Genomic DNA, 8,303 nt, shown 5'->3' with positions numbered 1-8,303 from the left:
ATGCCGGTAATCCTGCGCGTACAACCGCACGAACAGCTTCGCGTTCCCCCGATCCGTCAACGAATCAGGTAACAAACCCACCCCCAACACCCGCTCCTGGAGCACAGACGCCCCCACCTGGCCCGGAAGACCTCCGACAGACTGCGGAGGTCCGGAAGGAGCGGACCGGGCGATGATCTGAGCTGCCACGGCATGAGCGTCGAAGCCGGACGGCGATCCCCCTCCGGGGGTCATCCCTCTCTCCCCGGGTACAGCGGCCGGCGCGCACCGGCGGACATCCCGCTGCGGATGATCCCGGCCGCCCTCCTGCCCTGCTCCGGGCGGGCCCCGGCCGCGGCGTCCTGAAGGATCTGCTCCGCCTGCTCACGGGTGAGGAACCCGGCGGTGACGAGTCCGCCCGCGGTGTACGAGGCCCGGTTGAGCTTCTCCGAGAAACCGGCGCCCTCCGCATGCGCCGCGCAGGCGGTCACCTCGGCCAGCACCGAGCCGAGCACGCTGAAGGCCCCCTGCCTGCCGCCGCCCGCCTCGACGACCGCCTGGAGCGCTCTGGGCGGCACGGGGCGGGGCCCGGGCGGCCGGTCCCGGGGCAGGTGGCCCGTACGCTCAAGCTCCTCGGCCAGCCAGGCCGGCAGCACCGCAGGCCTGGTGCACGAGCCCAAAACCCTGTAGGCCCCCGCCCGGGTCCGCGTCCCCGGCGCGATGATGTACCCGCCATGGGCGCGCACATCCACCTGCCAGGCCAGCGCACGCCCGCCACCCGACCCCGAAGAACTCTGCCACGGACGGGCGTCCGGTGCCCGGTACCAGACGTGGAGGCCGCCTGACGGGGTCCGCACCCGCAGGGTGCCCTCGTCGGCGGCCGGGTCGGGAGCGCCCCGCAGGGCCGCCAGAACAGCCAGCGTGTGGTAGCCGTTCGCGAGGCCCGTCAGGTCCACCTGCCCCGGTATGGGGATGCCCGGCAGCAGACGGTCGCGCTCGGGAAGCTCCTGCCCGTGAGCGTCGATGTCGATGACCACCAGCCCCGCTGGACCGCACGAGACCCCCACCCCTGACTCCGGGGCGCTCCCCCACCACCGCACGATTCTCTCGACGTCACGGGTGGCGGCCCGGAAACCGTGGCACCAACGCCCTTCTGCCGGGCATGGACAGCCCGAGTAGGCGTGACCGGGAGCCCGGCAGGCCTCGCAGTTGCCCGCCGGAGTCTTGCGGCCGGCCGCCAACGGATGAACCGGCCAACCCTGCTCCGCACACCACCGGGCAACGTCCACAGACCGCGGCCCAGCCGGGAGGACGGATCCCGGGCGTGCGGTGGAGAATCCCAGAACGCGCAGCTCAGGAGCCATACACCGTTCCCCCGTAGCGACTGAAGCGACCCAACGACCAACACAGATTAGCGAAAACATCCGGCCTGTGCGGAGCTTCCTCTTCCCGAATCTTGCACCGTATCGAGGCCGAAGAAGCCTCTACTCGCTCGTACGAATTCCACAGCGACCGAACCTCGTGAGTCGCTGTACCTCTGAATCGACATAGCGGCAGTTCGGAGGGGTTGCCGATGCCCGACAGCGACTGAAGCGACTCGACCCACCTGTATATGACGCACACCTGCACACGCGAAATGGCTTCATATACCCGAACTTTGAGTCGCTTGAGTCGCTACGGACGTCGGAAGGCCCGTTTGCCCTGGTAGCACGCCCACGCGGGCGAGCGACCGAGCGACTCTCCGGTCGCTGCGGCGACCGAACCACCGCAGCGACGGTTCCTCCGCCGTCGCTGCGAAGATAACCGTTACTTCCGGAACTATTCGATCCACTTTTCGATCCGCTTGGTACGGGCCCACGCGGAAGGGTTCTGTCGGACGGCGACACGGCATGTCGCCACCGCCCCGCCCCCCGGACCGTGCAGCGTAAGACCGCGCCCCCCCGGGGGGGCGGGCGCCGCGAGCCCCCCAGCAGGCCCACCGACCCCATTCCCCGGCAGCCCGTCTCCTGACGACCGGCGAAAGAAGCCTCCTCCCCCGCTGGGCGGGAAGGCGACCAAGTGGAACCCGGAAGAGACCTTTCGAGGAGAACGACATGTCCGAAGCCAACACGCCGAGCGCTGAACTGAAGTCTCTCGACCGCCTGGTCGGCACCTGGGCCGTCACCGGCGGAGCCGAAGGCACCGTCCGGTACGAGTGGATGCCCGGCGGATTCTTCCTGATCCAGCACGTGGACCTCACCCAGGACGGCGAACAGGTCTCCGGCATGGAGATGATCGGCCACCTCCGCCCGTTCGGCGAGCAGCCCGGCGACGACGTGGTGTCGCGGTACTACGACTCCCAGGGCAACACCTTCGACTACGTCTACGAGCTGGTCGACGACAAGCTCACCATCTGGGCGGGCGAGAAGGGCAGCCCCGCCTACTTCGAAGGCAAGTTCAACGCCGACGGCATTCAGATGACCGGCGACTGGGTCTACCCCGGTGGGGGCGGCTACGCGTCCACCATGACCCGCATCTGAACCACAGCCCCGCGACAGAAAATCGGTTAGCGGTCGGCCTCCGGTACGCCGGAAGCCGACCGCTGGAATTGAACCACCGCAGAAGGCCCGCAGCGAGCTCCGGCGCCAACCGGAGCTCCGGGCCGCGTTGGAGCTCCGGGCCGCGTTGGAACTCCGGGGCGTGTGGAACGGGGGTGTCACTGGCCGCCCAGCGAACGGCGGGGCCCCCGCTTCCAGGCGGCGACGGATACGGACAGACACCCCTCGAGTTGGAAAAACGCAGGTCAGCTCGTTCCAACGCTCTCTATGCCAGGCGGCGGTCACCGCTTGGCACCCGTCGAGCGAGGGCGAGGAAGCCGACCTCGACTGGAATGACAAGTTCCACGGAACACCTCCCGTCGGCTTTCCCGCCTGGTTCGGTCCTCTACCCGCCGACCCGACGCCCACGAATTCCACCCATGAGACGGGTGGGAACCGAGGCGCTCAGCTCGATACGGTTGCGCTTTTCTCGGCCCGCTTGATCTCCCCGAGGTACTTCCGCACCGTTCCAACGGTGTAGCCGGAGCCCTCGGCAAGAATCGGCGCGAGCGCATTCGCGGACCGGGAACGTTCCTCCGGAGGCAGCCGCCGATAACGGACTGCCACGATTTCCGGCCCCGTCCGTACTTCAGCCTCGCGCTCCTGGACCTCCGACGCCTCCTCCCGCGCAGGCTGGGCGAGATCGATTGCCGGGTCCGGGCGTGAGGTCACGAAGCCCGGGACCTCATCGTGCTCGGGGATCCGCATCTGAACCACGCGGCGTCGCTCCCCCGTCCACTCCGCCTTCGCAGCGGACACGGCGATCTTCTCCACCGGCGTCTCCTCAGAACGAGAACGCCCCTCGCCGACATGGCTCCCGGATGCTTCGTTCGAGACCCCGGGCTCATCCGGCACCTCCTCGAACAAACCGTTCTTCGGCTTCGTCCGCTCCGGTCCGAACCTTGCGCTGCTCCCGTTCGACTGCGGCTCTGCCTGCTCGACGGTCGGCACCCCCGCCATGAGAGCCGTCGGTTCGATGCCGGCGGCGGTGAGGCCCGCGGGGGCGGTGTCGGCCAGGGGGACGCCGTATTTCGCCAGCCGCAGGGGCATCATCGACTCGATGGGGGCTTTGCGCCGCCAGTTGCGGCCGAAGCGGGCCTGGAGGCGGGCCTGGTAGATCAGCCGGTCCTGTTCGAGCTTGATGACCTGCTCGTAACTGCGCAGCTCCCACAGCTTCATCCGCCGCCACAGCTTGAACGTCGGGACGGGCGAGAGCAGCCAGCGGGTGAGGCGGACGCCCTCCATGTGCTTGTCGGCGGTGATGTCGGCGATCCGGCCCACCGCGTGCCGGGCGGCCTCGACGGCGACGACGAACAGCACCGGGATCACCGCGTGCATCGCGGTGCCGAGCGGATCCGGCCAGGAGGCGGCCCCGTTGAACGCGATCGTCGCGGCGGTCAGCAGCCACGCGGTCTGGCGCAGCAGCGGGAAGGGGATGCGCATCCAGGTGAGCAGGAGGTCCAGGGCGAGCAGGACGCAGATGCCCGCGTCGATGCCGATCGGGAAGACCAGGGAGAACGTCCCGAAGCCCTTGTCCTCCGCGAGCTCGCGCACGGCGGCGTAGGAACCCGCGAAACCGATCGCGGCGATGACCACCGCACCGGCGATGACGACCCCGATGAGTATGCGGTGCGTGCGTGTCAGCTGCATCGCGGCCACGCGAGAGCCTCCTGGTGGAGCGGGCTGTCGAAGGGTTCGCTGAAGGAGGAGCTAGCACCCCTGCCGGGTGACCTCGGCGCGGCAGGGGCGCTCGTGCGTGGACTCACTCCTGGGTCAGGAGCTTGGCGAGGGTGTGTCGGTCCTCGACGGTCATGTGCTCGCGGACCAGCTTGTTCAGTGCGTGCGGGCTGTGCCAGGGAAGATGCCTCGAGGAGCTCTGGCCCGTGATGGCACTGATAACGGCGTTATCAGTCTCCCGTCCCGTCGGGCGGGCCGGAGCCACCACGGAAGGCTGGTTCTCGGCGGGCCTGCTGATAACGGCGTTATCAGCAGGGGACTCCGGCGGCTCCTTCGCCCTCTGCCGCGCGGGGGCGATAACGCCGTTATCAGAAGACGGTTGAGACGAGGGGCCACTCCGCTTCCCCTTCTTCGCCACGGCCTGCACAGCTCGCGCGTCCGCTACTGCGCGCTGCTCTTCCGGGGTGCGCTTGGCCAGCCCCCGCACATGCTCGACCTTACGGCGGCCGGCCTCCAGGTCCGCCTGAAGCTCGGGGGCGAGCTCCAGCAGGGACAACCGCTGCGAGATGTAGGGCTGGGTGACACCGAGCCTCTTGGCTGCCTTGTGCTGCGATCCGTAGAACGCCACCAAGGTCTTCAGCGCCGCTGCCTCTTCCAGGTCGGAGAGGTTCTCCCGCTGGGCGTTCGCGACGAACGCGGACTCCAGAAGGGCTTCGTCCGTGGTGACCCGCGCGTCGTCGACGGTGACCTTGATCGTCGCGAGCCCTGCAGCCCGTGCCCCCGCCAGCCGACGGTGACCGTCGACGACGACATAACCCGCACCCGGCTCGAGTTCCGATGCTCGCTCAGGGCGGTCGCGGAGGTATGCCTCGACGGACGCGACGGTGATGGACTGGATCTGCCCGATCTCGCTGAGACTGGCGGCCATCCCGGAGACGTCGCCCAGGGTCTCCCGGGGGTTGTCGGGGTTGACGCTGACATCAGTGAGCGGCAGTTCGTTGGGATCCACGGTTCCGAAAGCCTGGTCGGTCAGCTGGCGCCGCACACTGCGCGCCTTGCCGGCCCGCGCGAACGACGACGATGCGCCCAGCTGGTCTTCCTTGGAACTCATGAAATCTGCCTCGCAATCGCCCGCATGCCCGTCGACTGGTCACAGTGAGGGGCGTGTTCCAGCAGCGGCATCCGCTTGCGTACCGCTTCTCGCTGTTCCTTGAGGTCGCCGATCACCGCGAGCACCTTCGGATCCCCCAGGTTCCGCCACTCCCGGAGAGAGGACGTGGCGACGACGCCGCGCCGACTGTCGTAGAGGTTCACCACGAGCCCGAGATACTCGATCTCCAGACCCAGGTCGTCTCGCAGCGACTCGACCTGATCGGCCAGCATGGCGTATGCCGTTGCCGAGGAGTCCTCGGCCAGCACGGGGATGACCATGCCTGAGATGCCCTCGGCCTCGCCTTGGCGACGCCGCCCGTAGTAGATCGCCGCGTCGGTCGCCATGCCGAGGCTCGGCGGGCAGTCGATCACGATCGCGTCGAAGTCCTTCTCCAACGGCTGCAGCGCCCGCTCCAACGCGGCTTCCTTGTTCCGCATCCGTGCGACGGCGATCTTCGCGTCGAGGAGGAATCCGTCCGGGCAGGCGGGCAGGACATGGAGGCGCTTCTCGAAGCGGGGCGACTCGATCGTGACCACCAAGTCTTTCAGCTGCCCCTTGCCTTCGCCGCACATGTGCAGCACCAGGCTGTCCGTCCCCGGGGGGAGCTGCTCGACACCGAGCTGGTCGCTCAGGTGCCCTTGAGGGTCGTAGTCCACGAGCAGCACCCGCATGCCGTCCTCGGCGAGCGCTTGCGCGACACCAGCGGCGACAGCCGTTTTCCCCACCCCTCCCTTCTGGTTTATGACGACCTTGCGCTGGACGATGCCCGTGACGGGACGGTGCCTGGGGGAGGGGTTGGCCCTCAGCCAACTCTGTACCGACTGAGCGAGGCCTTGGACGAACGGCATGCCGTCACGCTCGTTGCAGGTGCTCTTGAGCTCCTGCCACTGGCCCGGCGGAAGCCACGTGGAAAAGGAACTGGAGCCTGATGTGTCGACAGTGGGGCACTCATCGGGTGCCGCTTCACGCCAGGCGGTGATGCCGACGGACACAGCGTCCTGGATGTCGACGCCGAGTTCCGCAGCACGGACCTTGAGGTCCTGGCGCAGCCAGGACGGCAGCTTGGAGACAACCTTCTCTCTATCTCCAGCAGTACTTGAAGTGACCATGAGGTCAGCTTACTAACTTTGCAGAGAGTTGTGTTCAACGCCCTGCTCAACACGCGTGTCGCTGCACTTCACTGACTGCGCGACACACCGGATCGGCTCGGGCTGCGGAGCGGCACTGATAACGGCGTTATCAGTCAATGGCTGCGGCCGACGCTCCTGCCACGTGCGCTCTCCCTGTGCCGCAACGGTCTCGCCTGGAAGCATGCCCATGCCATGCGCCGTAAACCGAGGAAACCCAAAGAGCTTCCGGTTGGCTCATCCGGTCGCTGAGGAGGCTCACGACGCGTGGCACGACAGGATCATCGGCTCCTGCGGCAGGAGCATCGACGACGGCTCCGGGTCTGCCGAGCCGCCGGACGTCCTTGATCTCCACACCTTCAGCCTGTCCCATCACGCTCGGGGGCCGAACTCCACGACGAACAGACCGCGCCCGTGCGGCCGGCTCCAGCCTGCTGTTCAGCCTCGCCCCGGCAGTGGTCGTGGCCTACTGCAACGCCACCCCCTCCGCCTGGCTCGCTACCCTCTATCCCGCCTCGGGGGCACCTATGCCTATGGTCGCAAGCGCCTCGGCGACTTCTGAGGGCTACCTGGCCGACGGGCATTCCCTCTCGGCAAGACTGCCTCCTGCGCCGCCATGGCCCTGACCGCAGTCGACTACACAGGCGTCCACAAATCCGCCCTGCTCGCCCGCACCATCGTGGCTGCCGCCGTCGACCGAGCAGCCCAGCCAGCAGCTCACACTTATGTCGCTGTCCATGAAGGACAGGCTCTCGTGGGAGGTCCCCAGGACCTCGTCGAGAACGGTGCGGTGCAGGATGGTCCAGGCTTGTTCGGCGAGGTCGTTCGTCTTGAGGATGGTCAGGGTGAACGTGTGGAACGTGTCCTGGCCCTGCTGTCTCTTGAAGAGTCTCAGTTCCTCCGGCGGCGTCCGAGTGGGGATTTGTTTCCTTGATCAGGCCCAGGTTTTCGTGTTTTACCGGTGCACTCTCGTTTACCGGTACATCAATAGTCGCTGCTGGGATTCCCTTGTGACTGCTTGGAGTGCCGGTGACGGCCGTGTCCTGGAGGATGCCTGGACCACCGGTGTCCTGCTGGATCTAGGGGGCCAGCGGGCAGTACGAATAGGTGACGAACATCGGCTTCGCCGCCTGATGTCACCCTTTTCCGGCCGGCATTCTCGCTTCCAGTACTAGCGGCACGGGCTCCCAGGACTACCTCGATGGATGGCAGACCGATACCACTCGGCACATCGAGAACTCCCAGGCCGGTGACTTCCTTCCCTTAAGCCATTGGCCGGGAACGGGCGCTGATCGACCGTCGGTTCTACCTGCCCTGAGCCCTTCTGGCGCATCGATCCGAATACCGTGCTGAATGCTTGAGCGGAGGAACCGTGGACGACCGGCGGCGAAGCCTTCGGGCAGGGCCCACAGCTCCGTACCAAGGTGGAGGCACGAGGTATCGGCCCCCATGGTGGTGGTCGTCCACTCACTGTCCGCCCTTGGATCTGCAGAGTCCGAACATTCAAAAGAACAGCCAACTCTTCTGAAAAGGAAGCAAGTTGATTCAGCTGAACCTCCGTAGATCCGGCCCTTCCTCTACCGACGGGGAGCGTTACGAAAAACAGAGACTCTGTAATTCTTTTCCCTTAAAGACCTGACGGGAAATCCCCCATCCCTTTTTCTGAAAAGGCCTCAGTAGCTCGAGCTGAGCAAGGGCCGAAATTCCGCAACCCCAGCAACAAAGTGGGCCTTGCAGTCAGCCTAGGAGTTCGCTCCGCGAACTCCGTTGAGAGAGAGCGCGGAGCGGGAT

The 8,303-nt window shown here is 66.8% G+C and carries 6 protein-coding genes and 1 pseudogene; 2 read left to right on the top strand and 5 right to left on the bottom strand.

The annotated features are described in order from the left end of the window. Positions 1–189 (bottom strand): annotated as a pseudogene (locus ACZ6CZ_RS37270) (DNA primase); the annotation flags it as partial. Positions 190–230: 41 nt separating this feature from the next. Further along, complete coding sequence (locus tag ACZ6CZ_RS37265; RefSeq protein ID WP_079190753.1) at positions 231–1,343, bottom strand: bifunctional DNA primase/polymerase; 1,113 nt, start codon at positions 1,341–1,343, stop codon at positions 231–233. A 729-nt stretch (positions 1,344–2,072) separates the two neighbouring features. Here ACZ6CZ_RS37265 and ACZ6CZ_RS37260 point away from each other — a divergent pair. Then, a complete protein-coding gene (locus tag ACZ6CZ_RS37260) occupies positions 2,073–2,498 on the top strand; it encodes a hypothetical protein (protein WP_073772431.1) in 426 nt (141 codons plus the stop codon). 462 nt (positions 2,499–2,960) lie between these two features. Here ACZ6CZ_RS37260 and ACZ6CZ_RS37255 read toward each other — a convergent pair whose 3' ends face one another. From ACZ6CZ_RS37255 to ACZ6CZ_RS37245, 3 genes are all read right to left on the bottom strand, one after another. After that, complete coding sequence (locus tag ACZ6CZ_RS37255; RefSeq protein WP_469030417.1) at positions 2,961–4,214, bottom strand: DUF2637 domain-containing protein; 1,254 nt, start codon at positions 4,212–4,214, stop codon at positions 2,961–2,963. 103 nt (positions 4,215–4,317) lie between these two features. Beyond that, positions 4,318–5,343, bottom strand: coding sequence for a ParB/RepB/Spo0J family partition protein (locus ACZ6CZ_RS37250; RefSeq protein ID WP_073772432.1), 1,026 nt, complete (start codon positions 5,341–5,343; stop codon positions 4,318–4,320). Continuing rightward, positions 5,340–6,494 (bottom strand): ParA family protein, encoded by a 1,155-nt coding sequence (locus ACZ6CZ_RS37245; protein WP_468858938.1) that lies wholly within the window; start codon positions 6,492–6,494, stop codon positions 5,340–5,342. Before ACZ6CZ_RS37245 ends, ACZ6CZ_RS37250 begins: the two co-directional genes overlap by 4 nt. 634 nt (positions 6,495–7,128) lie before the next feature. Here ACZ6CZ_RS37245 and ACZ6CZ_RS37240 point away from each other — a divergent pair. Beyond that, a complete protein-coding gene (locus ACZ6CZ_RS37240; RefSeq protein ID WP_469030415.1) occupies positions 7,129–7,446 on the top strand; it encodes a hypothetical protein in 318 nt (105 codons plus the stop codon). Positions 7,447–8,303: the final 857 nt, after the last annotated feature.

The sequence above is a fragment of the Streptomyces sp. NPDC041135 genome, assembly GCF_055592085.1.
Note: the sequence above shows the minus strand (reverse complement) of the source record. Positions and strands in the feature narration are given on the sequence as shown.

Bases quoted from the DNA above. Each gene is read 5' to 3' on its own strand.
- ACZ6CZ_RS37265 (WP_079190753.1), bottom strand. From the start codon at position 1,343: ATGGCTCCTGAGCTGCGCGTTCTGGGATTCTCCACCGCACGCCCGGGA.
- ACZ6CZ_RS37260 (WP_073772431.1), top strand. From the start codon at position 2,073: ATGTCCGAAGCCAACACGCCGAGCGCTGAACTGAAGTCTCTCGACCGC.
- ACZ6CZ_RS37250 (WP_073772432.1), bottom strand. From the start codon at position 5,343: ATGAGTTCCAAGGAAGACCAGCTGGGCGCATCGTCGTCGTTCGCGCGG.
- ACZ6CZ_RS37245 (WP_468858938.1), bottom strand. From the start codon at position 6,494: ATGGTCACTTCAAGTACTGCTGGAGATAGAGAGAAGGTTGTCTCCAAG.
- ACZ6CZ_RS37240 (WP_469030415.1), top strand. From the start codon at position 7,129: ATGGCCCTGACCGCAGTCGACTACACAGGCGTCCACAAATCCGCCCTG.